Source organism: Planococcus sp. BI3, assembly GCF_056680115.1.
This window is the reverse complement of the sequence record NZ_CM155266.1, coordinates 2,453,287-2,476,795: the sequence shown is the minus strand read 5'-3', so window position 1 is coordinate 2,476,795 and position 23,509 is coordinate 2,453,287. Positions and strand designations below refer to the sequence as shown.

Here is a 23,509-nt window from a genome sequence, read left to right as displayed (position 1 = left end):
TTCACCCATTATCTTGTAAACTAAACAAGATTAACTCAAGCAAAGGGTGTGAGATCCGATTGACCAGTCCGATTTCCAATAACTTTCTTTTATTTAATACGATCGCTTCGATGGCGAAGGCGATGCCTGCTTTAAGCCAGACCGACAGTGGCAACAATTCCATCGGCAGTTCGACAAGCCCGAGCACATTTTTTGCGATGCTGATGAATGCTATGATGGAAAGCATGGAACAAACGGGTACTGGTACGTCTCCGCAAGCAGGAGCGCAAGTTTCCTTGCCGACTTTGACTACGCCTTTAACGGCGCCGCTCGCGAATTCCTATAACCCAGCCCTGACTATTCCGCCGCTCAACACAAAAGAAGTTCCAACGGCGGCAACGGATAAGAGTGACCTGAAGTTTCGGCCGACGCAATTCATCAAACTGGATAATACCTTAGAAGGCAAGTTGAACGGAACAGCCGCTCATTTTATCAATGCTGGGAAAAAATACGACCTGGATCCGAATTTATTGTCAGCCATTGCTATCCATGAAACCGGCAACGGCTCATCGAAAGCGGTCAATGACAAAAACAATGTCGCCGGCATGATGGGCAAGAATGGCTTTCGGAGCTACGCTTCTGTGGAAGACAGCATTTTCGACATGGCCCGCAATCTGCGCCAAAATTATTTGAATGAAGGCAAAGACACCATCGCAAAAATCGGAGCGAAATACGCGCCGGTCGGAGCCGCCAATGATCCGAGGGGGTTGAACAACCACTGGACACAAGGCGTCAGCAATTATTATTCCAAACTCACATAAGATAAGACGGGTTCTTCACGGACCTGTCTTATTTTTTTTGATTTTATGCTAAAAAAATCTCTTTTTCTGCCGATAACTAATATAGAGAGCTTTTTAGGCAAGGTTGAAGATTGGGAGAGTGTCTATTATGGAAGTGACAAATCATTCAGTTCCACATTTTTCGAAAATCAGTGAACCAGATCCGATTGCTCCAAAAGAAATGGCAGCTCCTGAAGAAAACAAATTCCAGGAACCCACTAAACCCATTACAAAAGAAATGATCAGCGATAAAGTCGCCGGCATGAACGAGTTTTTAGAGCCCACATCGACCAATGTGAAATTCCAGTTGCATGAAAAGCTGGAGGTTTATTACGTACAGGTGATCGACTCAAAAACAGATGAAGTCTTGCGGGAGATTCCCAATAAGAAATTCTTGGATATGTACGCCTCGATGGCAGAGCTTGTAGGCCTGATTGTGGATGAGAAATTATAAGATCGGAGTGAACCTATTATGCGCGTTGGCGGAATAGCATCAGGCATGGATACAGAATCGATCGTCAAAGACATGATGAAGATCCAAAAGATGCCTTTAGATAAATTAATGCAGCAAAAAACATTTACAGAATGGCAGCAGGAAGCATTTCGCGATACCAATCTAACCATGGAGAACCTTCGGACAAGCGCCAGCAATTTGCGTCTGCAGTCATCGTTCAACTCCTACAGCGCCACGTCACCGGCTCCAAACAGTTTTTCAGTTGCGACAACAGCGAATGCAATGAGCGGCTCGTATCAAGTGCAGGTGACAAGTGTGGCGAGTGCGGCGAAGTTGAATTCATCACTCGGAATTAAAAATACAACAGGTGATGCTGCAAAATCGACTGACCAAATTGGCGTAGCCGGAAAAATTAATATAGGAAGTATAAGCATAAATGTAGCTAGTACCGACACGTTTGCAGCTGTAGCCAAAAACATTCAGGACGCAACGGCAGCTTCAGTTCCAGCTCTGCGTGCCAGCTTTGACAACACGACCTCCCGCTTTTTTATCGCATCAAAAGGAATGGGAACTGAACAAGCTTTTACGATGGAGTTTAAGAATGCAGACGGAACAGCAGCAAGTGAGGAATTGGCCAATAAAATCATCAATAATAATGGTACTACTACAGCAACGGCCACCGGAGCAACAGATGGTTCCATCATGTTTGACAACATAGAAATCAAAAACCTGAAAACCAACCAGACGACGGTCAACGGATTAACGATTAATCTATTGCAAGCTTCTACCACAGCCACGACCGTCTCAGTCCAGTCCAACCCAGAAAAACCACTGGCGATGATCAAAGATTTCGTCGATAAGTACAACGAAACCATTGACACCCTGCAGAAGCAACTGGTCGAAAAACGCTACCCCGATTTCCAGCCATTGTCCGACGAACAGAAAAAGGACCTGACGGAAAATGAAATTGAGTTATGGGAAGACAAAGCGCGGAGCGGCTTGCTCCGGAACGACCCGGTCCTGAAATCTGCCATGCAAGACCTGCGAAGAGCCTTTATGGATAGCGTATCGGGCCTTGCAGAAGGCAATATCAATCATTTGTCGCAAATTGGCATCAATACAGGATCGTATACAGAAGGCGGCAAGTTATTCATCGACGAAAAAAAACTAAGCGAAGCCCTGACCAATAAACCGGATGAAGTGATGGCACTGTTCACGACCCGGGATGCTGCCGGCAACGGCGTCGGAGCAAGAGTGTACGATACTTTGAGCGCAGTGGTCAAAAACCTCAGTGCAAAAGCCGGCAGTTCATCAGGCTCTATCGACAACAGCACGCTGTCCAAAAAGATCAAACAGATGAACGACGAGATCAGCCGCTGGCAGGACCGCCTTACGCGTGTCGAAGACCGCTACTGGAAGCAGTTCACGGCCATGGAGAAAGCGCTGAGCCAAATGAACTCACAAAGCTCCTGGATGCAGCAGAACTTGTTTGGTGGCGCATAATGAGTTCGAAAACGATCATGCATGCATTTCTGCGGCAGACACATGAGCTTTATGAAAAAGCGCAAAGCATCAATTCCCGGATGGAAGCGAACGAAGAAGGAATGGTCGAAGCACTGGAAGCCTTGTTTGCCCACCGGCAGGAAGCCATCAAACAATTGGAAACGTTCATGAAGCAAAAAAACTTCCAATGGACTACGGAAGAACAAGCCATCATTGATCAAGTCAAGATCATTGACCAGAAGCTTCAACACCTGCTCAATGAGCTTCATTTTGCATTCCTGACACAGATCCAGCGCATAGCCCAGACAAAAGAAGTATCGAAAAAATACAACGGTGCCTACCAGACGATGGCAACCGGCGGTTCATTCATCGACAAACGGAACTAAAAGCAAGGGGGAGCAATTTAATGGCAACGATCAATCCTTACCAGACTTACCAGCAAAACTCAGTGATGACGGCATCACCACAGGAACTGACGCTGATGCTCTATAACGGCAGCCTGAAGTTCATGAAACTCGCAAAACGCGCAATGGCAGATAAAAAATACGAAGAAAAGAACACCAACATCCTCAAAGCCCAAAACATCGTCCAGGAGCTCCGCATCACATTGGACTTGGACATCGAAATGTCAGCTGCTCTTGCCCAAATGTACGAATACATGTACACCCGCCTTTTGGATGCCAACACCAAAAACGACCCAGCCGCACTCGAAGAAGTGGAAACACTCATGACAGACATGCGCAACACCTGGAAACAGGCGATGGCATTGGCGAAGAACAGCTAATAATTTAATCGAAAAGTTGTTAAGAAATTTATTTGAATACATCCTTAAGAAAATTAGAAGAAAGAGCGTAAGGCGGCGACTCCAGCGGGATAGCGAGACAGCCGAGACCCCGCAGGGAGCGAAGCGACTGAGGAGGCTTGGCGCTCGCCCGCAGGAAAGCGTCCGCCTGCAGCGATTTCTTCCACACAAATTACACAGGTAAATGAAAAGAGGTATGAACGTGGATAAGACATCATGGGTAGGAGTCATATTAGGATTTGTCGTGTTGATCGGCGGAATGATCCTCAAGGGATCAAGCCCGATCGCCCTATACAATCCAGCGGCGCTGGTAATCATCTTTGCCGGAACCATCGCCTGTATCCTCGTTGCGTTTCCAATGGACGAAGTGAAAAAAATCCCCAGCTTTTTCAAAGTGATATTCAGAGCAGAAAAAGTAGTCTCCATCAAAGAAATGATTCCGATGTTCACCGGATGGGCCATGCTTGCACGAAAAGAAGGCTTGCTGTCACTGGAGGAAAAAGCGGAAGAAGTAGAAGATCCGTTTTTGCAGCGTGGACTGAAAATGGTCGTTGATGGCCAGTCGCAGGAGCAGATCCGTGATTTGATGGAAGAAGAAATCGCCGCGATGGAAGATCGCCATGAATTGGGCGCGAAAATTTTTACACAAGCCGGTACCTATGCGCCGACACTTGGTGTGTTGGGTGCCGTTATCGGATTGGTTGCCGCACTTGGCCATTTGGACGATGTAGCCATGCTTGGTAAATCCATCTCCGCTGCGTTTATCGCAACGCTTTTCGGGATTTTCTCCGGTTACGTGTTATGGCATCCATTTGCCAATAAGCTGAAGCGGAAATCAGAAGCGGAAGCTAAAATAAAAATGATTATGCTGGAAGGCTTGCTGGCTGTCCAGGAAGGGCTGCCAGTCCGGACTGTGGAAGAAAAGCTGTTGACTTATTTGCCGGCGAAAGACCGTGTGCTTGAATCTGAAGAAGAGAGCGGTGTTCACGTTGAAGCGTAAAAAAAAGCAGGAAGACCATGTGGATGAAGCCTGGCTATTGCCTTATGCGGATATTTTGACGCTGCTTTTGGCGCTGTTCATCGTGCTTTTTGCTTCCAGCCAGGTAGATGCCCAGAAGTTCAATGCCATCGCCGAATCCTTCAACAACGAGCTGCAGGGAGGCACCGGCATCCTCGATGAGCAGGCGCCGATTGAAAGCTTTGACACCTCGCCGACAGCTGAGCTGAGCGAGGACCCGCCGTCCGGTGAAAGTCTGGAAGAGATTCTCGCTGCCAAGGACCAGCAGGAATTGCAGGATTTCCAAACGAAGATCGATGCCTATATTGAAGAAAAAGGTTTATCGCCTCGTCTTCAAACTGAAATGACCAAAAAAGGCCTGATGATCACGATCAAAGAAGGCGTATTGTTCGAATCCGGAAGTGCTAATATGCGCGATGGATCCCAGACGATTGCAGAAGAAATTTCAAATTTGCTGATTTCAGATCCGCCGCGGATGATTTTCATTGAAGGGCATACAGATGATATTCCGGCAGGCACAAGGGAATTTCCGACGAATTGGGAATTGAGTTCTGCGCGAGCCATTAATTTCATGAAGATCTTGCTTGAAAATGGTAATCTCGATCCGAAAAAATTCAGTGCAAGCGGCTATAGCGAATACCAGCCGATCGCGACGAACGATACAGTGGAAGGACGTGCGGAAAACCGCCGCGTCGAAGTGCTGATCTCACCTTATGAAAAAGAAACTGACGAATAAGAGGTGCACCATGAGGAAATTAGAGAAGATCATCAGCGTCGTCATCATGGCGACAGTCATCGGTGGAGGCGCCGCATTTTATGTCGGACAAAAAGATGCCGAAGCGGAAGAGGAGGAACCGCTCAGCGCTGAAGAAGTAGCAGAAATGAGCATTGATACCGACATCATTACAACCAATCTGGCGTCTCCTGGAAACTTCGGAATCGTCCAGTTCAATATCCTGTTCAGCGATATCGAAACGAAAGAAGAAGCTGGAAAACGCACTGCCGAAGTTCGTGCCGCCGTCATCGCGACAGTCGCAAGCTTTACGAAAGATGAACTGGTCGGGGAAAACGGCATTACCACCTTAGAAGGAGAACTTGCTGCACGCTTAGCCGAAGTTTTTGAAAAAGGCAAGGTTGAACGGGTGCTGGTGACGGAATTTAAAGTACAATAAAGGAAAATATAACTCGGTGGCAGACTGGCTGTTCAAGTGGATTAAATTGAAATTCTGCTAAACATTTTGGCAAAGCTGCCGATATAAATCTATAGAGAAGGTCAGGTGAGTGGATATGGGAGCAAATCAGCTGGATAATTGCCGGATTTGCGGTACATTATTCCTTAAGGACTATACTGACTATTGTTTGGACTGCTACAAAAAAATTGAGCAGGAATTTAAAGTTGTAAATGAATTTCTGAGAATCGAAGCCAATCGCTTTGCGGATATCCAGGACATCAGCCGGGGCACAACCGTCTCTGTTAAACAGATTACCGATTTTATTCGCGACGGACGCCTTTACGCGGACGACTTCCCGAATTTGGGTTACCCGTGCAAGCATTGTGATAAAGTGATTAAAAGACAGATTTTATGCGACGACTGTTACAAGGAGTTTTCGGCGGAACTCAATGTGACATTGAAAACCGATGAATTTTTCGAAGCAACCGGCAGAAAACGGGAAAGACCAAAGATAAATGCGCAATATTGGAAAACACGCTAATCGACAAAAACTAAACTAGAGGGCGGTGAAGGAATGAATATTGACAAAACGAATGGTTCTTCCTTTATTCAAGCTTACCAAAAATTGCAGGTGGCTCCGGCCGCCAAAACCAAATCGCTGCAACAAGAAGACCAGCTGCAGATTTCAAATCAGGCAAAAGCCATGTTCGAAAAAAATGCCAATGTCGATATTGAACGGCAGGAAAAGATCAAAGTTTTGAAAGCGCAGGTCCAATCAGGTGAATATCAGGTGAACAGCGACAAAGTAGCCGAACAGGTTTATCAGTTCTGGTTTGAAAAATAAGATAAAGCGTATGAAAAGGAGGATATCGGATGCTGAATTTAGTAGTAAACACGCTGGATGAGTTGATCAGCATACAAAAACAGCTTATCCGCTATGCCGAGCGCAAGCAAACAGTGTTGATCGAACGAAAAGTCGATGAACTGACCGAGCTTGTGAAAGAAGAAACAAAGTTGGTCAAACAGCTTGGCCAATTGGAAGACGAACGGCAGCAACTCGTGGCCGACGTACTGGAAGAGCATCCCGGCCTGACATTTAGCCAGTTTGCAGAACAAATTCCGGATGAACGGGTAAAACAAGAGCTTCACTCACAATTGAAAACTTTACAAATGCTTTTAGCTGAGCTGCAGGCAAAAAATAAAGTCAATGAAAAGATCCTGGAAGACTCAATGAGCTTTGTTCAACATATGATCACGCAAGTGACAAAAACGAAACAGCAGCATTTTAATTATCAATCGCCGGCAGTACAGCAAAAACCACAATCAAACAATCAGGGCTTTTTCGATACAAGAGCTTAACGGTTGTCGGAAAGCAGGGAAAGCTCATGGTTTCATCATTTCACGGATTAGAATTAGGAAAACGCGGATTATCCGTTGGCCAGGCAAGCATTGCGACGACTGGGCAGAATATCGCCAACGTCAATACGAAAGGCTACTCACGCCAACAAGTGAATTCAAGTGCTTCGCCGTCTTTGGACATCTGGACAAGCCAAGGCGCGAACACTGGCCAGCTTGGAACCGGCGTCAATCTCGATTCAATCACCCGTGTAAGAGACCAGTTTCTTGATCAGCAATTCCGGGACCATTCGGAAACACTCGGAAAGTGGCAGGCGAAGCAGACAACATTGGACCGGTTGGAGACCATCATCAACGAGCCGAGCGACAGCGGATTGAACACGGCGATGGACAGCTTAAAGAACGCCTGGCAGGATTTGGCCAACGAGCCGGATAGTTTGTCCGCGCAGGCAGTGGTCAAAGAACGCGCCCAAGGATTTATCGAGGTAGCCCAGTCGATGAACAAATCGATGGACACTTTGCAAAGTGAACTGACACAGCAGTCGGAAGCGGCTTTCGCAGAAGCGAACCGCTATTTGGAGCAAATTGCAGAATTGAATAAAAGCATCGTCCGCGAAGGCAGCCAGTCAAATGACTTAAAGGATAAGCGCGATGTGCTGGTGGAAGAACTTTCAACGCTGATGTCGATCAAGGTCGATGAAAAATCGAATGGCAGCTACACGATCCGCCTGGCGTCAACCGACCAGGAATTGGTCAGCGGCGACGCAGTTCCTAAGATGGATGCTGGTGGAAATGAAATCTACGGCGGCAAATTGGCTGGATTGAGCGAGTCGATGGATATCGCGAAAAATTACCAGGAAAATCTGAATAAAGTGGTCAGTGATTTTGCAGTGGCCAACGGCATGTCTACAACAGGCGGCAAAGATCAGGCTTTATTCATCGGCAACGCTGCAGACTTTAAGATTTCAGAGCTGAAAGTCAATTACCAAGCAGATCCCTTGAAGCAGCCGGCTGCAACAGGCGAAACGGCCCAAAGTGATTTCCGGAAACTGGTCAGCCAACTGGGTGCGCAAAGCCAGGCGGCAATCAACTCTGTTACCAATCACGGAGCAGCTCTTCAAGCAACAGAAAATCGCAGACAATCAGTAACGGGTGTTTCCTTGGATGAGGAAATGGCCAACTTGATCAAATACCAACATTCATACAACGCGGCAGCACGGTTAGTATCGATGACAGATCAGATGCTCGACACCATCATCAACCGCATGGCCGCCCGGTAAGTAGAGGGGGAAGCAAAATGAGAGTCACACAGCAAACGCTCAACCAAAATGCCATTCGCAACATGGGCCAGAACTTGGCCCGCTTTGAAAAAATCAACAATCAGGTGTCGACAGGAAAATTGCTTCACCGGCCATCGGATGATCCAAACGGTGTCAGCAAAGCGATGAACTTGAAAAGTGCACTTGCCGCCAACACGCAATTCGAACGAAATACCAGTGAAGCGAAGTTGTTGATGGATGAAACCGACCAGCATATCAGCTCCATGACCGATGTCATGCAACGGGTTCGTGAACTCGCGGTACAGGGCAATAACGGCAGCTTATCCGAGTATGACCGCACAGCGATTTCCGCGGAAGTGGAAGAATTGACCGAGCAGATGCGCCAATTGGCGAATGCCAAGGTCAATGGCAAGTCGTTGTTCAACGGCCAGAATACAGGTGAAATCCCTTTCCCTAAAAAAGGAAGCTACGATTTCCAAAGCACCGGAGTGGCTGCGAGAACGTTCAACATCGGAGAAGGCATCAACATCCAATCCAGTGTTTTGCCGGATGACTTGTTTGGGGCAGCAGATGACAAAAACCTTTTCAAAACCCTGCAAAGCATCTCCGTTAATTTAAAAGCTGGAACTTCCAGTGATTTGGGGGATATTGATGCCGGAATGGAACGGCTGTTGACTGCAGCTGCTGGAAACGGTGCACGCCAAAACCGTGTAGAAGCCGTTGAAAACCGCCTGCTCGACACCAACCTGCAATTGAAAACGATGCTGTCGAAAGTTGAAGACATCGACTACGCGGAAGCGATCATCAAATTGACCAGCGAAGAAAGTGTCTACCAGGCGAGCCTCGCTGCATCATCAAAAATAATCCAGCCGAGTTTGATGGACTTTTTGAGATAAGAGATTGAAGAAATCGCTCCAGGCGGACGCTTTCCGGGGGCACGGCTTCAGCCGCTTCCCTCGCTGCGCTCAGTCCAGGGTCTTCAGCTCGCGCTGTTCCCCCAGGAGTCGCCGCCTTCCACTCATTCTTCTAAGAGTCATACTACTTTAATGAATAAAATGATTAATTTATAACTTAATTACTAGGATATGGAGCAAAACAGCGGAGACTCCCGCGAACCCTTGGCAGTTGGCACCGCGACGTCCTGTCGCGCCAACTGCATGCCCCGCATCCTACGGGGCCGAAAGCGGAGTTGTTTTGCGGAATATCACAAACAAATTTCCTTTGAATAAAAAAAGCAGGCACCCCGCGGGGTGCCTGCTTTTTTGTATTATCCTTTAATCGTGTTGACCAAGCCCATCATGTCGTCTGCGTAGGAAATGGCTCTTCCTTGTGATTGAAACAAGCGCTGTGTTGCAATCAATTCGGTCATCTCATCTGCCAGTTCGACATTGGATGCTTCAAGCGCGCCTTGCTTTATGGTGATGGAGCCGTCATTTTGCTGGGACAGATCGATCAGCTCTAAATTGCCGTTGGCGAGTTGTTCAGCTTCGGTGCCGGTCAGGCGCAAAAGATTGTCGCCTATTTTTTCAAGTGAATTCGGCCGGTTTATCTGGGCGATGCCGAGTGGGATTTCAGCTGCTTGTTTAGCGGGATCTTTATAGGAGATTTCCAAGGTTCCGTTTCCAGTTAATTGAATGCTGTCGTAGTCATTGTCAAAGACAATGGGCTGGTTATCAGCTCCGAGAACTGCATCGCCGTTAGCTGTAACCAAGCTCACTTGGTTTGAATTCAAAACCGGCTGCACCTGAAAAGATCCATCTTTTGTGTAAAATGTGTTGCCTTCAGATGCAACACGGAAGTAAGCCGATTCGCCTTGGATCATAAAATCGAGCGGCCGGTCTGTTTGCCGGACCGCACCTTGTTCATTGCGGGTGGCTGTCTGTGAAAGGATCGCTCCAGTGCCGATGCGTAAACCGTACGGCGTAATTCGCCCGATTTCATTTTGCGGACCGACCTGTTTTTCAATCGATTGCACCAAGGCATCCGAAAAACTGGCTTCCTGGCGTTTATAGCCATTGGTGTTTACATTGGCTATGTTATTGGCGATCGAGTCGATTTTTTTTTGCAGTTCACCCATGGTGTTGCTGGCTGTGTTCATCTGGATATTCAACTGTACACTTCCTCCTTACACGCGTCCGATTTCATTGACGGCTTTTTCCATGCTGCGGTCATAGGCCTGAATCACTTTTTGGTTTGATTCGAAGCCTCGGTAGGTCGTCATCATATCTGTCATGGTCTTGGTCAAATCAACATTCGATTGTTCAATGAACCCCTGCTTTATGAAACTGTCTGTAGTATTCAATAATGCTACGGTATCGATGAATTGAGGGGTTTCTTCCGGATTCCCGGCCCATCGCAAAAGATTCTGTCCTTCTTTTACAAATTGTTCCGGGTTTTCGGTATGGCCAATCCAAAGACGGCTTCCTTGTGTCCCATCAGCTAAGATGATTTGGCCATTGTCCTGTACAGTAAAATCGGTTGAACCGACTTGGATGGGTTGCTGATTTTCATCCAAGACAGGAAAGCCTTCGCTGGTCGTCAGGACACCTTCAGCATTGACAGCGAACGTTCCATTTTTTGTGTAGCGCACTTCATCATTTTCAGCTGCTGCTGCGAATACCAACGTACCTTTTTTTTGTGTTTCCGGATTGGTTGGCAGCAATTCATCCAATAGCACCATATCGGTCAAATTTCCAGTTTCCTTTAGGGGACCTTGGAGAAATGAAGGGATCCCTTCTTGCGTATAGACGCCTGTAGTTAAAGTGCCGATATTATGCGGGACTATTGTACCTTTTTTACCGTTCTCAATCGCTTTGATCAACTGCTCAGGAAAAGCGCGTAAAACGGCCTGGTCTTCTTTAAAGCCAGGAGTATTGGCATTTGAAAGGTTATTTGTCAATATTTGTTGTTGTCTATTAGTAGCCATCATCCCTGATGTAGCAGTGTATAATCCACGAAACATAGGCTTTTTCTCCTTCTCAGTAGCTCAATGGTAGTTATCGGGTAGCATAACATTATCTATTCAAAAAAAATAGAGCTTTTTATATTAATATGGAAAAAATATGATAAAAAAGATTTAAAAAGAAAAATATACAAAAATATAGAAATATGATAGTATCACTTTGTTAATATCTTTTCAAAATAGTACAAAATAACGATTTTGGAAAATAAAATATGGGAATATCATTGTGAAAATAGCAAATTTATCCGAAAGATAGAGACGCAAAGCCACGGGCCTAAATACACAGTGTACAAGGCAGCCGGGTTACCAAAAATGGTAGATTTGATAAAAATCCACCTTTTTCAAGGTGGATTTTTATGTACCGATTATCTGGACAAAAAGGAGTTTTTTGATGAATATATTTCCTAAATCTCTTGAAACAATGGAACAGGCTTTATCAGCTTCAACATTAAAGCAACGTGTTCATTCGGCGAATATCGCCAATGTGGATACCGCCAATTACAAAAGCAAAAAAGTCGATTTTCAAGCGGCATTGGATACAGCAATGAACAAACAAAGTCTTTCCAGCTACAAGACAGATGATCGCCATCTGTCGTTCAGCAACGAATTTTCAAAGACTAAAACTGAAGTTTTAACAAACAGCTCCACTAAATACACTAACAACGGCAATAATGTGGACATGGATGTAGAAATGGCCGAGCTGGCAAAAAATCAATTATGGTATAACGCCGTCACCGAACGGGTCAATGGCAAACTCAACAGCCTCAGCTCCGTTATTAATGGAGGGAGATAGAACAAATGAGCTTATTCAGTGGATTTAATATCAGTTCTTCAGGACTGACTGCCAATCGCCTCCGCATGGACGTCGTATCTGCCAATATCGCCAACGCCAACACCAACCGCGCCGAACTGGTGGATGGAGAATGGATGCCTTACCGGCGCAAAACAGTGGAACTTTCGCAAAGCGGCGAATCGCCTTTTGCCAACCAATTGCAATCGGCCATCAATAGAGGGAATGCTACGGTGTCGGGTGTTAAAGTCTCAGAAATCGGAGAAGACCAGACACCTTTTACAATGAGCTATGATCCCGAACATCCGGATGCTGGAGAAGACGGCTATGTCCGTTCATCCAATGTCGATCCATTGAAAGAAATGGTGGATTTGATGTCCGCAACCCGCTCCTACGAAGCCAACGTCACGGCGTTGAATGCTTCGAAAAGCATGTTTATGAAAGCTTTGGAGATTGGGAAGTAAATTAGTATTGATTATTAAGAGGTAATGAGTGAAGAAATCGCTCTAGTCGGACAAGGCATTGGCCGAAGGAATTTCGGACGGTGTCTTTGCGACAAAGCTAGCGCAGCGATGCAGGAGCAGTGTTATTGCAACTGACTTACTGAGAACAGCCGCCTTCCACTATTTCTTCTAAGATTCATATGAAAGAACCTATCTCATTATATATTTTCACCTATTAGGATATGGAGCAAAACAGCGGAGACTCCCGCGGGATAGCGAAGTGTCGAAATCCACTCGGGCCAGGAGCCCGAGTTAGTTCGGCGCAAGCCCGTAGGAAAGCGGAGCTGTTTTGCGGAATATCAACGGTGAACCATTAAGACCAACCTACTATAGATAAATAAGGAGGCACCATGGAAAAAATAAGCCAGATTCAGACGCCTTTCATCCAAAATCAATTGTTCAATAACGTGAAACCCGAAAACAAAGTGGAAGGGTTTGGAGAAATCTTTAAAGACGCGTTAAAAGAAGTGAGCAAAGCACAGAACGAATCAGATAAATTGACCAATCAATTGGTGACAGGAGAAGTTCAGGATGTCCATGAAGTGATGATCGCTTCGCAAAAAGCCAGCTTATCGCTGCAGATGACGATGCAGGTCCGCAATAAGGTTGTTGAGGCCTATCAAGAAGTAATGAGAATGCAAGTATGAGGCGAACTGGCGGGATGATGACTAGATGAAAGAGAAGTTTTTGACATATAAAACGAAATTGAGTGAGTCATGGGGCAGTTTTTCTCCTGTAACGAAATGGTCTTTAATCGGCTCTTTTTTCCTCACATTTCTTATTTTGCTTATCTTTGTTTTTCTTAGCAGCCGCTCTGATTTTTCAGTGCTGTATTCGAATTTGACGGCAGCGGAAGCGGGCGAAATCAAAACAGCTATCGAAGAACAGGCCATTCCGGTAGAAGTATCGGCCGACGGCAAAACGATCAGTGTGCCCGAAGAGCATCTGGCTAATTTAAAAGTCAGTTTGGCAGCGGAAGGCATTCCGAAAAATGGCAATGTGAATTACGGCATATTCAGTGAAAACATGGGCCTCGGGATGACGGACCGCCATTTTGATGTGGTGGAACGGGATGCCATGCAAAATGAGCTGGCGTATTTGATTGAGCAGATTGATGGAGTCACGGAAGCGAATGTCATGATTACGCTGCCGAAGGAAAATGTTTGGATTACCGATGAAGAACAGACATCTACAGCTTCCATCGTTATTAAAGGCGATCCGACATTTCAATTGGACCAAAAGCAGATTAATGGTTTGTACCACCTGATCAGCAAATCGGTTCCGAGTTTGCCGGCTGAGCAAATTGTTATCATGGATCAGAATGGCCAGGTGTTTGAAGTGCAGGATGCCAACCAGGCAGATACCAATCTGTCGGTTTATCAGCAGCATCGTGAAATCCAAAAAGGCATCGAACAGGATATCCAGCGCGAGTTGCAGCAGATGCTCGGCTTATTGTTGGGACAGGACAAAGTGGTCGTTTCTGTTATGACGAATATCGATTTCACGAAAGAAAAACGGGAAGAACAACTGGTTGAACCCGTCGATGTCGAGAACAATGAGGGCTTGGATATCAGTGTGGAACGAATCATCGAAACGTATTCAAGTGAAGGCGTGGTTGTTGAAGATCCAGCAGGAACTGGTGAGACAGAAGTCGCCAATTATCCAGGTGCGGACGGCGCCGGCAACAGTGAATCTGAGCGCACGGAAGAACGGATCAATAGCGAAGTCAACCGGATCAACCGGCAAATTGAAATGAGCCCATATGTCATTGACGACATCACGATCAATGTAGGAGTGGAACCACCCGTCCCTGAAAATCCAGAAAGCTTAACACAGGAAAACGTCACAGATATCAGCAATCTATTGAAGAATGCGGTCAGTACTTCATTGAGTATGAATGAATTTGCTGCAACTGAGGCAGAACTGGAAGACCGGATTTCTGTCTTTGCAACAGAATTCCAAGGGCGTCCGGCAATTGAAGACGAAGAGCCGGAAGCAACATTCCTAACAGGCATCCCGAATAATCTTCTATGGGTAATTGCTGGAGCGATTGTTTTGGTGATCATCATCGTCATTGCGTTGCTATTGCTCCGCAGAAAGAAAAAAGAAGAGATTTTTGAAGAAGAATACGATTTTGGAGGATTTGAACAGGCATTGGCCAAGTCAAATCAAGTAGATTCTGAAGAAGAAATTGATTTGTCCGAGTTCAAAAACAGGTCGAATCCGAAACGAAAAACGATTGAAAAGCTTGCCAAAGGACGACCAGAAGACTTTACTAAATTATTGCGTTCGTGGATGGCAGATGACTAGGAGAGTGGCCCATGGTTAGAAGCATGGAAGAGTTAACCGGAGTTCAGAAAGTGGCTATCTTATTGGTCGGCTTAGGGCCGGATGTCTCGATTGAAATATTCAAGCAGCTGACAGAGCCTGAAATCGACCAGCTGACGATGGAAATTTCCAATGTGCGCCAGCTAAAGAACAGTCAAACGGAAGAAGTAATTGATGAATTTTATGAAATGATTCTGGCACAGGATTATATGAATGAGGGCGGTTTAGGTTATGCCCGCAATATTCTGGAACAGGCACTGGGAAAAGATAAAGCGATGGACACCATCAGCCGCTTATCGAACAGGCTTCAGGTAAAACCATTCAGTTTTGCACGAAAAGCAGATCCAATCCAGATTTTGAATATTCTTCAGCACGAACAGGCTCAAACCATTGCGTTGGTGCTTTCTTATTTGGATGCCAAACAATCTTCCCAGATCCTGTCTCAGCTGCCGAGCGAAAAACAGGCGGAAGTGGTAAGGCGCATCGCCTTGATGGAAAGTACTTCACCGGATGTCATCCATCAAATCGAGCAGATTTTGGAGCGCAAGTTGACTGCAACAGGTACGCAGGATTACACTGCTGCGGGTGGAGTGGAAGCAATTGTCCGAGTGTTGAGCAATGTCGACCGCGGTACAGAAAAATCCATCCTGAACGAACTTGAAAGTGGCAGCCCGGATCTGGTTGCAGAAATCAAGAAGCGCATGTTCGTCTTCGAAGACATCGTCAGTTTGGAAACACGTTCCATACAGCGGATTCTTCGTGAAGTCAGCGATGTTGATTTGACATTTGCATTAAAAGTAGCGAGTGATGAAGTGAAAAACAGCATTTACCGCAATATGTCGACGAGAAGATCGGATGTTGTCCGAGAAGAAATTGAAGTTTTAGGTCCAGTGAAACTAAAAGATGTAGAAAATGCACAAACAAATATTGTCGGGTTGATTCGCAGCCTGGAAGAAAAAGGCGAGATAGCCGTATCCCGCGGTGAAGAAGGGGATGAAATGATTGACTAACATCATTCGTCTTCCGCAGTCATACTCCAGCAAAACAAAAATTATCCATACCCGAAAAATTGAAGTGAAAAAGCCTGTTTTCAATGATCAGGACTTGGATCCGAGACAGCAGCGCCAGCACCTGCTAGCAGAAATCAATGAGTTGGAATTCCGCCATGAACAATTGCAGGCCCAGATTTTGAGCGACCAACAAAATGCGCAGCAGGAAATCAGCGAATGGTGGCAGGAAAAACAGCAGGCAGCGCAACAGCATGCTGAAGAATTGGGACAGCAAGCCGAGCAGCAAGGATTTCAGGCTGGATTTTCGGAAGGTCTTCAGCAAGCAGAGCAAGACAGCGTTGAAAAACAACTGGAAATGACCCGTTTGCTGGAGATGGCCTATGAAGAAAAAGCGAAAATCATTCAGCAGGCAGAACCGTTTCTCCTGTCTTTAAGTGTCACGATTGCAGAAAAAGTGATTCATAACGAATTAAACCAGGATACGCAGCAATTGCTGCATATCATTCAACATGCATTGAAGCAGGTAGAGGAGTCGGAAGACGTCACGTTGCAGGTTTCTCTCGAAGACTACGCGGCCATCATTCCATTTCTGGAAGAGCTGAAGACCTATATCAAAGCAGATTCGGAATTAAAGCTGATTCCGGTTGCCAACCTGACACCAGGCGGCTGCAGGATCCACACAGCAAGTGGCTCCTACGATGCAATGGTTGATAATCAGCTGGATGAAATCAAAAATCAATTGCTCGCTTATTGTGAGGAGAAAACCAACGATGAACTTGTGGCAAGATGAATATTTGGAGTTGTTGAGTGAAATCGAACCGATCCAAAAACATGGGAAAGTAGTTCAGGTCATCGGTTTGACAATTGAATCCAGAGGGCCGAATGCGAAAATCGGCGAGCTTTGCCTGCTTTATCCAAACCGCAACGAACCGCCGATAGAAGCAGAAGTGGTCGGTTTTAGGGAAAACCGGATTATGCTCATGCCGCTGCAGGATCTTTCGCAGGTCGGGCCCGGATGTCTGGTGGTGGCAACAGGAGGTCCGCTTCAAATTAAAGTGGGCCCTTCTATTTTAGGGAAAGTTCTTGATGGGACCGGCATGCCGCTCGATGAAAGTTTATTGCCGCGCGGCCTCAAAAAGTATTCGACCAATAATGCACCGCCCAATCCGTTGAAACGTCCACGGATCAATAAACCGCTGGAAGTCGGCGTCCGTGCGATTGACGGTTTGCTGACGGTCGGGCAAGGACAGCGGGTCGGTGTATTTGCCGGAAGCGGTGTGGGAAAAAGCACCTTGATGGGGATGATCGCCCGCAATACCGAAGCTGACATCAATGTTATCGCCTTGGTCGGTGAACGTGGACGGGAAGTGCGTGATTTCATCGAACGCGACCTCGGTCCTGAAGGATTGAAAAAATCAGTGGTCGTGGCTGCAACGTCAGATCAGACGCCGATGCAGCGCATTAAAGCGGCACTTACGGCAACAGCAATTGCCGAATACTTTCGTGATCAAGGGAAGAACGTCATGCTGATGATGGATTCGGTGACCCGTTTTGCCATGGCGCAGCGGGAAGTCGGACTGGCGGTAGGAGAACCGCCGACCAGCAAAGGCTACACGCCGAGCGTCTTTGCGCTGCTGCCCAAATTGCTGGAGCGCTCAGGCACTTCAAGCAAAGGTTCGATCACTGCTTTTTACACGGTTTTAGTGGATGGCGACGATATGAACGAACCGATTGCCGACGCGGTGCGCGGAATTTTGGATGGCCATATTGTATTGGACCGCAAGATTGCCCAAAAAGGCCAATTTCCTGCGATCAATGTCATGGCCAGTGTCAGCCGCGTCATGCACGAAGTCGTTTCAGCAGAGCATCAGCAGGCGGCGAGGGAATTCAAGCGCTTGTTGGCTGCTTACGAAACTTCGGAAGATCTCATCAATATCGGTGCCTATAAAAGTGGCGCCAATAAAGAAATCGACGATGCCATACGAGCACATCCACTGATCAAGGAATACCTGCAGCAGGACATCTATGAAAAAGCCAAACTGGAAGAAAGCATAGAACGGCTATCAGCACAATTTGGAGGCGGTTAAACTGACACAATTCAACTTTCGATTTCAGAAGATACTGGATTTAAAAGAAAATGAAAAGGGCTTTGCGCAGATCCAAATGGCTGAAGCCATCAAACAGCATGAAGTGGGATATGAGCGTACCAAAGCCATCCAGAACAAAATCAGCGATGTGGAACAGTTGAAAAAAACCAAACAGCAAAGCGGCGTCAATATTTCGGAATTGCGAATGCTGGAAGAGTATATCCACCAGCTTCAGGATCAATCGCAGTCCTCTAAAAGAGAACTGGAATATTTGCAGAAAAACGTTTCAGCCTCTCAAGGAATATTGCAAAAGAAAGCACAGGAAGAAAAGACCTGGGAAAATTTAAAACAGCAAAAAATGAACCGTTTTGAAGAAGAAAACAAAGCGGCTGAACAAAGCTTTTTCGACGAAATGGCCAGCACTCGTTTTTATCGCGTAACCAAAGCGAATAACTTAGCGGAAGGAAGTTAAGCGGATGGAAGCCCTGAAACTATCGTTTCCGCAAACCCTCAGTTTCTCTGCAAAAAAAGCTGTTGCACCGGTTCAAAACCAAGCGTTATTTGCTTCTTTAATGGGTTCGTTAAGCACACAAGCGGAACTTCCTATTGAAGAGCAGGAACCAACAGGCGAATTGGCGGAAAGCCTGGAAAACTTGCTGATGCTTTTGGAGGAATTACCGGCTGACAGGCGAATTCCCGAGCAGCAAGAGCTTCAATATGCAATTCTTCAATTACAGGACCTTCAAACCGAAAACCAGAAGCTTAACTCTACAGCACCAAACTTACGAAGTGGAACAGAAGAACCGATGGCGGAAGCGGCAGGCAAATTGCTCGTGCTGCTCGAGCATATCCAGCAGAAGCTGCAGATTCTATCCGATAAATTTACTGCAGAATCCACAGCCCCTCCTATTTTTAAGGGGGCAGAAGAAAAAAAGACTAACCCTGACTTTAACAATTTAGTCCAAATATCTAAAAAGCTGGATGAGCTGATTGGTCTTCTCGAAAAGGGGCAACAAGGAAAATCAACCGCACAAGAACCGTTAAAGGTGCTGCCGGTTGATGGACCCAAGTTGAATAACAGTGTTTTAAGATCTTCACCTGAAACAATCAAGGCGGCAGAAGATCTTCCGAAACTACCTGTTGAGATGCAGCAAGCGCTGCAAAAAGCCGAAGTCAAAGAACCTCAGCCAGCCGTGAAGCATCAAAACATAGAAGAACTTCAAACCACTAAAGCGCCTAATGAAAGCAAAGCTCCTCAAGAGCCAGCTGTTCAGCCGCCAGCTACTGTGGCGACTGAAGCTGGAAAAACAGCCGGCAACCCAATCCGGACAGAAGCCAATCCACCGGCTGCCCCATTTGTCCGTTTATCAAATCTTCTGGAAGACTTGGGCGGCATGCTGAAAAGCTCGATGCGTATGGCTGAGACTGCAGAAGGCATGAAAATGCGCGTCAATATTTTTCCGGAACATCTCGGGCACCTTGAAATTCTGCTGACGTCGACGAACGGAAAACTGGCCGCTCAAATTATGGCAAGCACACCGATGGCGAAAGAAGCACTTGAGCTTCAATTGAATCAACTGCGGGCTTCATTGGTTCAGCAGGGGGTAGCAGTAGAGAAGATCGAAGTGCTGCAGCAAAGTTCGCAGCAGCCTTCCAGCCAGCAACATTCCCAGACGGAGCAGCGATTCGCACAGCCCCAACCCAAAAATGGAACAGCTGCACACAATAAAAATGGCTATACGCAACAAGAAGAAGAAAAGCTTGCTGAACGACAGCCTTCAGTTGGCCATTTGATGAAAGTGGATTACACAGTTTAAAAGAGAGGGTGTTTGGATGAACATCTCGACAGCGACAACCGCAGCAGCTGCTGCACCAGCGCCAGTTGCTAAGACGGAAGCGACAAATGCACTTGGACAGGATGCATTCCTGAAAATCCTGGTAACTCAAATGAAGCATCAAGATCCAATGGAACCGTTGAAAGACACCGAATTTATTGGCCAGATGGCTCAGTTTACCAGCCTGGAGCAATTGACAAACTTAAATAAGACGATGACTCAATTTGTCAGCAATCAAGGAACTTCTTCATTGGCAGACTATGCCCACTTGATCGGCACTTCAGTCAAATGGGAGTCAGAAACAGGTTCAGGTGAAGGCATCGTCAAAGCTTTGTCCAGCAAGAACGGGGAGTTGATAGCTGAGCTTGAAGGGTCGGATATAAAAGTGCCGATCGAGTCGATTCAACGGATCGAAAAACAAACAACTACCACAAATGAACAGGAAACTGTGTAATCCATTTTGGATCAAGCACATTTCTTGAAAGGGGAAAATTAAATGTTGCGTTCAATGTACTCGGGTGTTTCAGGCATGAAGAATTTCCAAACGAAATTGGATGTTATCGGCAATAATATCTCCAACGTCAATACGATCGGTTATAAGAAAAGTACGATTAATTTCCAGGATCTATTAAGCCAAAACATGTCAAATAGCGGTGCCAATCCAATGCAGATCGGTTTAGGATCGTCGATGGCAGCCATTAATGTTAACCACAATCCCGGATCAGCAATGACAACGGGAGTCGGAACGGATCTGGCGATTATGGGAGATGGATTTTTCGTCGTTCAAGACCCGGAAACTCAAGGAGCAGAAGGGCAATATCTAACGCGTGCAGGGAATTTCACGGTGACAGCTGCTGGCAACTTAGTAACAGCGCAAGGTTTTAACGTGTTGAACAGCGCCAGCCAACCAATTGTTATTGATGCGGCTACTTACGATTCGTTTAGCATTAATCGTTTAGGAGAAGTAATTGGACGACAAGCAGATGGCGCGGAAACAACCATTGCATCTGTTGGCGTATCATCACCTGAAAACCCAGCAGGCCTTCGCAAGTTTGGCGGTTCGTTATATCAGATGACGAATGTAGCTAGTGCAAACGGTATAAATATCCAAACGGCAACTGATAAGAATACAGCAATCGGTTCCGGTATTCTTGAGATGTCGAACGTTGACCTTACGGAAGAGTTCACGGAGATGATCATCGCTCAACGCGGATTCCAAGCCAACTCACGGACAATCACTACTTCTGATGAAATATTACAGGAAGTTATCAACCTGAAACGCTAATAGAGGGGGCTTAGGCTGAGCAAAGCTGCTGCTTTGCCCAGCACCGATATGATTCAATTAACCAGGTTAAACCGATCAGCTATTGTATTGAATGCAATCTATATTGAGCGGTTGGAATCGACACCGGATACAGTGGTGACCTTAACAACCGGCAAAAAAGTCCATGTACTGGAAACCGTAGAGGAAGTTATGGACAAAGTGACCGGGTATTACCGGAAGCTGAACATTTTACCTCGTTTGCATGAGCCGAACTTGGACGAATGAGGGGGCAATCAAGTTGACAGATGTTTTATCAGAAGAAAATATTGAAACTATCCTTTCGGCAATGGGCCAGCAGGAGCCAAAATCCGTCAACAAGAAAAGGAATGTCCAAACATACGATTTTAAGAAAGCTCTGCGTTTTTCACAAGATCAGATACGCACGTTGTCCCGCATTCATGAGAATTTTGCCCGTTTACTGACTTCCTATTTTTCGGCGCAGCTTCGGACGTATGTTCAGATAAGTGTAGAGGTAGTGGAGCAGCTGGCCTATCAGGATTATATTCGGAATATCCGAAAAAAATCGATTATGGGCGTGTTTGAAGCAACCCCGCTGCAGGGCAGTATGGTTATGGACTTTTCTCCAGATGTGGCGTATGTCATGTTCGACCGGCTTCTTGGAGGTCAGGGCACCATACTGGAAAAGGGAAACGAGTTGACTGAAATCGAAATCAGCGTCATCGAGCGCGTCTTTGCAAAGTCGTTGGACTGTTTTGAAGAAGCATGGTCATCCGTGTTGAAGCTGTTTCCTGAACTGAAGGAAATTGAAGTGAATCCCCAATTCCTGACGATGTCCCCGCCGAATGAAACCGTCATTCTGGTCAAGCTGCAGACAAGAATCGGTGAAGTGGAAGGCCACATCAATATCTGTCTGCCCCATGTCGTACTGGAACAGATTTTGCCGAAGCTGTCAGCGAAGCACTGGCTGGCAAATCAAAAAAGAACGATTGAAACCCATGAAGTGGAAGCTTTGGAAGAAAAGCTCCAGGGTACTAGGATGGAAATTAAAGCGCAACTGGGAAAAACAACAATCGAACTCGGAGATTTTTTGAATCTGAAAACCGGAGACATCATCCGTTTGAACGAATCGCATGATGTGCCTGTCAAACTCCTGGTGGATGAAAAAATGAAGTTTTTTGCGCAGCCTGGAGTTTCCAAAGGACGAATGGCTGTACAGGTAACAGAAGTGGCGACTCAAGGAGCCTTATTTGATGACAATTGATCAACCGTCTCCGGAAGAACTCGCAAAATTACTGAATCACAAGAAGACAGGGGGAAAGGTGATGGCTGAAAGCATATTAACAACAACGGAAAAAGAAGCGGTCACTGAATTGCTGAACGCTGCATTGGGCGGATCCGCGGCGGTACTGTCTTCATTGCTTTCCGAACAGGTTTTCGTGACTGCCCCGACTTTAACCCTCGCCGGCAGAGACGATGTGTTCGCTTCGGCAACTGCCCCGTTTTATGTAGCACTTGGTGAATATAAGGGAGCGGCAACTGGCATGCAAGTTCTCGCCGTTTCCAAAAAAGATGCAGATGCTGCATTGATGGTTGAACAAGAGGAAGCAGAAAGCGAAAACGAATTTCAGGCTATTCAGGAGATGATCGGAAAGATGTTCGATTCGGTGGCGCAGTCGATGTCAGCGCTGTTGGAAATGGACATTGCTTATTCCCTGTCTGGAATGGATATTGTTGAACAGGCAGGCGACTTTCGGTTAGCCAACTTCACCAAAGAACAAAGTTTTGTGGAAGTGGCATTTCAACTGAACATCAGCGGCAAGCAAAACGTCCATTTTCATCTGTGCATGCCCGTTGTGCTGGCAAAAGAACTGGCAGGCATACTGACCGCATCAGTGGATGAAGAAGAAATAGAGGAGATACGCGACATGCCAAAGCACTCAGATAACCAGCCGAATGAAACGGCGCAAGAAACACCCGTTGTACAGAATGTCCAATTCTCAAGCTTCGACAATACCGAGACTGCCCAATCCGAACCGAATAACCTGAACATGCTATTGGATATTCCACTGCAGGTAACGGTGGAGCTGGGACGCACAAAACGCTTGGTCAAAGAAATACTTGAAATCTCGCAGGGATCCATCATTGAACTGGATAAATTGGCTGGCGAACCGGTCGATATCCTGATTAACAACAAATTGATTGCAGTTGGAGAAGTAGTGGTCATCGACGAGAATTTCGGTGTCCGCGTGACGGATGTGCTGAGTACAGCGGAACGTATCTCGAAATTGCGTTAATGCCTGATAGAA

Annotated in this window: 29 protein-coding genes and 1 riboswitch; of the genes, 27 read left to right on the top strand and 2 right to left on the bottom strand. The window is 46.3% G+C overall.

The features are described 5' to 3' along the window. Positions 1-59: 59 nt before the first annotated feature. The 13 genes from AC1MEO_RS12435 to flgL all read left to right on the top strand — a co-directional run bounded on the left by AC1MEO_RS12435 (position 60) and on the right by flgL (position 9,299). Complete coding sequence (locus AC1MEO_RS12435) at positions 60-800, top strand: glucosaminidase domain-containing protein (protein WP_480330889.1); 741 nt, start codon at positions 60-62, stop codon at positions 798-800. 127 nt (positions 801-927) lie between these two features. Further along, positions 928-1,272, top strand: coding sequence for a flagellar protein FlaG (gene flaG, locus AC1MEO_RS12430; RefSeq protein WP_480330887.1), 345 nt, complete (start codon positions 928-930; stop codon positions 1,270-1,272). Positions 1,273-1,290: 18 nt separating this feature from the next. Then, positions 1,291-2,775 (top strand): flagellar filament capping protein FliD, encoded by a 1,485-nt coding sequence (gene fliD / locus AC1MEO_RS12425; protein ID WP_480330885.1) that lies wholly within the window; start codon positions 1,291-1,293, stop codon positions 2,773-2,775. Beyond that, a complete protein-coding gene (locus AC1MEO_RS12420) occupies positions 2,775-3,161 on the top strand; it encodes a flagellar protein FliT (protein WP_480330883.1) in 387 nt (128 codons plus the stop codon). Before fliD ends, AC1MEO_RS12420 begins: the two co-directional genes overlap by 1 nt. Before the next feature lie 20 nt (positions 3,162-3,181). Then, complete coding sequence (gene fliS, locus AC1MEO_RS12415) at positions 3,182-3,559, top strand: flagellar export chaperone FliS (RefSeq protein ID WP_480330881.1); 378 nt, start codon at positions 3,182-3,184, stop codon at positions 3,557-3,559. Positions 3,560-3,779: 220 nt separating this feature from the next. Next, positions 3,780-4,577, top strand: a complete 798-nt coding sequence (motA, locus tag AC1MEO_RS12410; protein WP_480330879.1) for a flagellar motor stator protein MotA — start codon at positions 3,780-3,782, stop codon at positions 4,575-4,577. Continuing rightward, positions 4,567-5,331, top strand: a complete 765-nt coding sequence (motB, locus tag AC1MEO_RS12405) for a flagellar motor protein MotB (protein ID WP_480330877.1) — start codon at positions 4,567-4,569, stop codon at positions 5,329-5,331. The genes motA and motB overlap by 11 nt, the downstream gene beginning before the upstream one ends. A 10-nt stretch (positions 5,332-5,341) precedes the next feature. Beyond that, positions 5,342-5,767: a flagellar basal body-associated FliL family protein gene (locus tag AC1MEO_RS12400; protein WP_480330875.1), complete on the top strand. Its 426-nt coding sequence runs from the start codon at positions 5,342-5,344 to the stop codon at positions 5,765-5,767. Positions 5,768-5,882: 115 nt separating this feature from the next. After that, positions 5,883-6,308, top strand: a complete 426-nt coding sequence (locus AC1MEO_RS12395; protein WP_480336093.1) for a flagellar protein — start codon at positions 5,883-5,885, stop codon at positions 6,306-6,308. Between the two features lie 33 nt (positions 6,309-6,341). After that, positions 6,342-6,611 (top strand): flagellar biosynthesis anti-sigma factor FlgM, encoded by a 270-nt coding sequence (flgM, locus tag AC1MEO_RS12390; RefSeq protein WP_480330873.1) that lies wholly within the window; start codon positions 6,342-6,344, stop codon positions 6,609-6,611. A gap of 29 nt (positions 6,612-6,640) precedes the next feature. Beyond that, entirely contained in the window at positions 6,641-7,126 is a 486-nt protein-coding gene (locus tag AC1MEO_RS12385; RefSeq protein ID WP_480330871.1) for a flagellar protein FlgN, read from the top strand. A gap of 26 nt (positions 7,127-7,152) precedes the next feature. Then, the gene (gene flgK / locus AC1MEO_RS12380) at positions 7,153-8,403 is read left to right on the top strand and encodes a flagellar hook-associated protein FlgK (protein ID WP_480330869.1); all 1,251 of its coding nucleotides are present in this window, start codon (positions 7,153-7,155) and stop codon (positions 8,401-8,403) included. Positions 8,404-8,420: 17 nt separating this feature from the next. Continuing rightward, a complete protein-coding gene (gene flgL, locus AC1MEO_RS12375) occupies positions 8,421-9,299 on the top strand; it encodes a flagellar hook-associated protein FlgL (RefSeq protein ID WP_480330867.1) in 879 nt (292 codons plus the stop codon). Positions 9,300-9,670: 371 nt separating this feature from the next. On the opposite strand, the gene AC1MEO_RS12370 is transcribed toward flgL, so the two are convergent. Both AC1MEO_RS12370 and AC1MEO_RS12365 read right to left on the bottom strand, forming a co-directional pair. Next, positions 9,671-10,513 carry a flagellar hook-basal body protein gene (locus AC1MEO_RS12370; RefSeq protein ID WP_480330865.1) on the bottom strand — a complete coding sequence of 281 codons (843 nt, stop codon included), beginning with the start codon at positions 10,511-10,513 and terminating at the stop codon, positions 9,671-9,673. Between the two features lie 15 nt (positions 10,514-10,528). Next, positions 10,529-11,365, bottom strand: coding sequence for a flagellar hook-basal body protein (locus AC1MEO_RS12365; protein ID WP_480330863.1), 837 nt, complete (start codon positions 11,363-11,365; stop codon positions 10,529-10,531). Between the two features lie 224 nt (positions 11,366-11,589). Continuing rightward, positions 11,590-11,676: riboswitch (cyclic di-GMP riboswitch) on the top strand. Positions 11,677-11,756: 80 nt separating this feature from the next. Here AC1MEO_RS12365 and flgB point away from each other — a divergent pair. The 14 genes from flgB to fliN all read left to right on the top strand — a co-directional run bounded on the left by flgB (position 11,757) and on the right by fliN (position 23,497). Beyond that, positions 11,757-12,158, top strand: a complete 402-nt coding sequence (gene flgB, locus AC1MEO_RS12360) for a flagellar basal body rod protein FlgB (RefSeq protein ID WP_480330861.1) — start codon at positions 11,757-11,759, stop codon at positions 12,156-12,158. A gap of 5 nt (positions 12,159-12,163) precedes the next feature. Then, a complete protein-coding gene (gene flgC / locus AC1MEO_RS12355) occupies positions 12,164-12,619 on the top strand; it encodes a flagellar basal body rod protein FlgC (RefSeq protein ID WP_480330859.1) in 456 nt (151 codons plus the stop codon). Positions 12,620-13,008: 389 nt separating this feature from the next. Continuing rightward, positions 13,009-13,305, top strand: a complete 297-nt coding sequence (fliE, locus tag AC1MEO_RS12350) for a flagellar hook-basal body complex protein FliE (RefSeq protein WP_480330857.1) — start codon at positions 13,009-13,011, stop codon at positions 13,303-13,305. A gap of 25 nt (positions 13,306-13,330) precedes the next feature. Beyond that, positions 13,331-14,968 carry a flagellar basal-body MS-ring/collar protein FliF gene (gene fliF, locus AC1MEO_RS12345; RefSeq protein ID WP_480330855.1) on the top strand — a complete coding sequence of 546 codons (1,638 nt, stop codon included), beginning with the start codon at positions 13,331-13,333 and terminating at the stop codon, positions 14,966-14,968. Positions 14,969-14,979: 11 nt separating this feature from the next. Then, the gene (gene fliG / locus AC1MEO_RS12340) at positions 14,980-15,996 is read left to right on the top strand and encodes a flagellar motor switch protein FliG (protein WP_480330853.1); all 1,017 of its coding nucleotides are present in this window, start codon (positions 14,980-14,982) and stop codon (positions 15,994-15,996) included. Next, the gene (locus AC1MEO_RS12335) at positions 15,989-16,786 is read left to right on the top strand and encodes a FliH/SctL family protein (RefSeq protein ID WP_480330851.1); all 798 of its coding nucleotides are present in this window, start codon (positions 15,989-15,991) and stop codon (positions 16,784-16,786) included. The genes fliG and AC1MEO_RS12335 overlap by 8 nt, the downstream gene beginning before the upstream one ends. After that, a complete protein-coding gene (fliI, locus tag AC1MEO_RS12330) occupies positions 16,767-18,083 on the top strand; it encodes a flagellar protein export ATPase FliI (protein WP_480330849.1) in 1,317 nt (438 codons plus the stop codon). The genes AC1MEO_RS12335 and fliI overlap by 20 nt, the downstream gene beginning before the upstream one ends. Further along, complete coding sequence (fliJ, locus tag AC1MEO_RS12325) at positions 18,070-18,555, top strand: flagellar export protein FliJ (protein ID WP_480330847.1); 486 nt, start codon at positions 18,070-18,072, stop codon at positions 18,553-18,555. Before fliI ends, fliJ begins: the two co-directional genes overlap by 14 nt. 4 nt (positions 18,556-18,559) lie before the next feature. After that, the gene (locus AC1MEO_RS12320; protein ID WP_480330845.1) at positions 18,560-19,900 is read left to right on the top strand and encodes a flagellar hook-length control protein FliK; all 1,341 of its coding nucleotides are present in this window, start codon (positions 18,560-18,562) and stop codon (positions 19,898-19,900) included. Positions 19,901-19,916: 16 nt separating this feature from the next. Further along, complete coding sequence (locus AC1MEO_RS12315) at positions 19,917-20,372, top strand: flagellar hook capping FlgD N-terminal domain-containing protein (protein ID WP_480330843.1); 456 nt, start codon at positions 19,917-19,919, stop codon at positions 20,370-20,372. A gap of 42 nt (positions 20,373-20,414) precedes the next feature. Further along, entirely contained in the window at positions 20,415-21,203 is a 789-nt protein-coding gene (locus AC1MEO_RS12310) for a flagellar hook-basal body complex protein (RefSeq protein ID WP_480330841.1), read from the top strand. 87 nt (positions 21,204-21,290) lie between these two features. Further along, positions 21,291-21,467: a flagellar FlbD family protein gene (locus tag AC1MEO_RS12305; protein ID WP_480330839.1), complete on the top strand. Its 177-nt coding sequence runs from the start codon at positions 21,291-21,293 to the stop codon at positions 21,465-21,467. Between the two features lie 13 nt (positions 21,468-21,480). Continuing rightward, entirely contained in the window at positions 21,481-22,464 is a 984-nt protein-coding gene (fliM, locus tag AC1MEO_RS12300; RefSeq protein WP_480330837.1) for a flagellar motor switch protein FliM, read from the top strand. Further along, positions 22,454-23,497: a flagellar motor switch protein FliN gene (fliN, locus tag AC1MEO_RS12295; protein ID WP_480330835.1), complete on the top strand. Its 1,044-nt coding sequence runs from the start codon at positions 22,454-22,456 to the stop codon at positions 23,495-23,497. Before fliM ends, fliN begins: the two co-directional genes overlap by 11 nt. Positions 23,498-23,509: the final 12 nt, after the last annotated feature.

Bases quoted from the DNA above. Each gene is read 5' to 3' on its own strand.
- flaG (WP_480330887.1), top strand. From the start codon at position 928: ATGGAAGTGACAAATCATTCAGTTCCACATTTTTCGAAAATCAGTGAA.
- fliD (WP_480330885.1), top strand. From the start codon at position 1,291: ATGCGCGTTGGCGGAATAGCATCAGGCATGGATACAGAATCGATCGTC.
- AC1MEO_RS12420 (WP_480330883.1), top strand. From the start codon at position 2,775: ATGAGTTCGAAAACGATCATGCATGCATTTCTGCGGCAGACACATGAG.
- fliS (WP_480330881.1), top strand. From the start codon at position 3,182: ATGGCAACGATCAATCCTTACCAGACTTACCAGCAAAACTCAGTGATG.
- AC1MEO_RS12400 (WP_480330875.1), top strand. From the start codon at position 5,342: ATGAGGAAATTAGAGAAGATCATCAGCGTCGTCATCATGGCGACAGTC.
- AC1MEO_RS12395 (WP_480336093.1), top strand. From the start codon at position 5,883: ATGGGAGCAAATCAGCTGGATAATTGCCGGATTTGCGGTACATTATTC.
- flgM (WP_480330873.1), top strand. From the start codon at position 6,342: ATGAATATTGACAAAACGAATGGTTCTTCCTTTATTCAAGCTTACCAA.
- AC1MEO_RS12385 (WP_480330871.1), top strand. From the start codon at position 6,641: ATGCTGAATTTAGTAGTAAACACGCTGGATGAGTTGATCAGCATACAA.
- flgK (WP_480330869.1), top strand. From the start codon at position 7,153: ATGGTTTCATCATTTCACGGATTAGAATTAGGAAAACGCGGATTATCC.
- flgL (WP_480330867.1), top strand. From the start codon at position 8,421: ATGAGAGTCACACAGCAAACGCTCAACCAAAATGCCATTCGCAACATG.
- AC1MEO_RS12365 (WP_480330863.1), bottom strand. From the start codon at position 11,365: ATGTTTCGTGGATTATACACTGCTACATCAGGGATGATGGCTACTAAT.
- flgB (WP_480330861.1), top strand. From the start codon at position 11,757: ATGAATATATTTCCTAAATCTCTTGAAACAATGGAACAGGCTTTATCA.
- flgC (WP_480330859.1), top strand. From the start codon at position 12,164: ATGAGCTTATTCAGTGGATTTAATATCAGTTCTTCAGGACTGACTGCC.
- fliE (WP_480330857.1), top strand. From the start codon at position 13,009: ATGGAAAAAATAAGCCAGATTCAGACGCCTTTCATCCAAAATCAATTG.
- fliF (WP_480330855.1), top strand. From the start codon at position 13,331: ATGAAAGAGAAGTTTTTGACATATAAAACGAAATTGAGTGAGTCATGG.
- fliG (WP_480330853.1), top strand. From the start codon at position 14,980: ATGGTTAGAAGCATGGAAGAGTTAACCGGAGTTCAGAAAGTGGCTATC.
- fliI (WP_480330849.1), top strand. From the start codon at position 16,767: ATGAACTTGTGGCAAGATGAATATTTGGAGTTGTTGAGTGAAATCGAA.
- AC1MEO_RS12320 (WP_480330845.1), top strand. From the start codon at position 18,560: ATGGAAGCCCTGAAACTATCGTTTCCGCAAACCCTCAGTTTCTCTGCA.
- AC1MEO_RS12315 (WP_480330843.1), top strand. From the start codon at position 19,917: ATGAACATCTCGACAGCGACAACCGCAGCAGCTGCTGCACCAGCGCCA.
- AC1MEO_RS12310 (WP_480330841.1), top strand. From the start codon at position 20,415: ATGTTGCGTTCAATGTACTCGGGTGTTTCAGGCATGAAGAATTTCCAA.
- fliN (WP_480330835.1), top strand. From the start codon at position 22,454: ATGACAATTGATCAACCGTCTCCGGAAGAACTCGCAAAATTACTGAAT.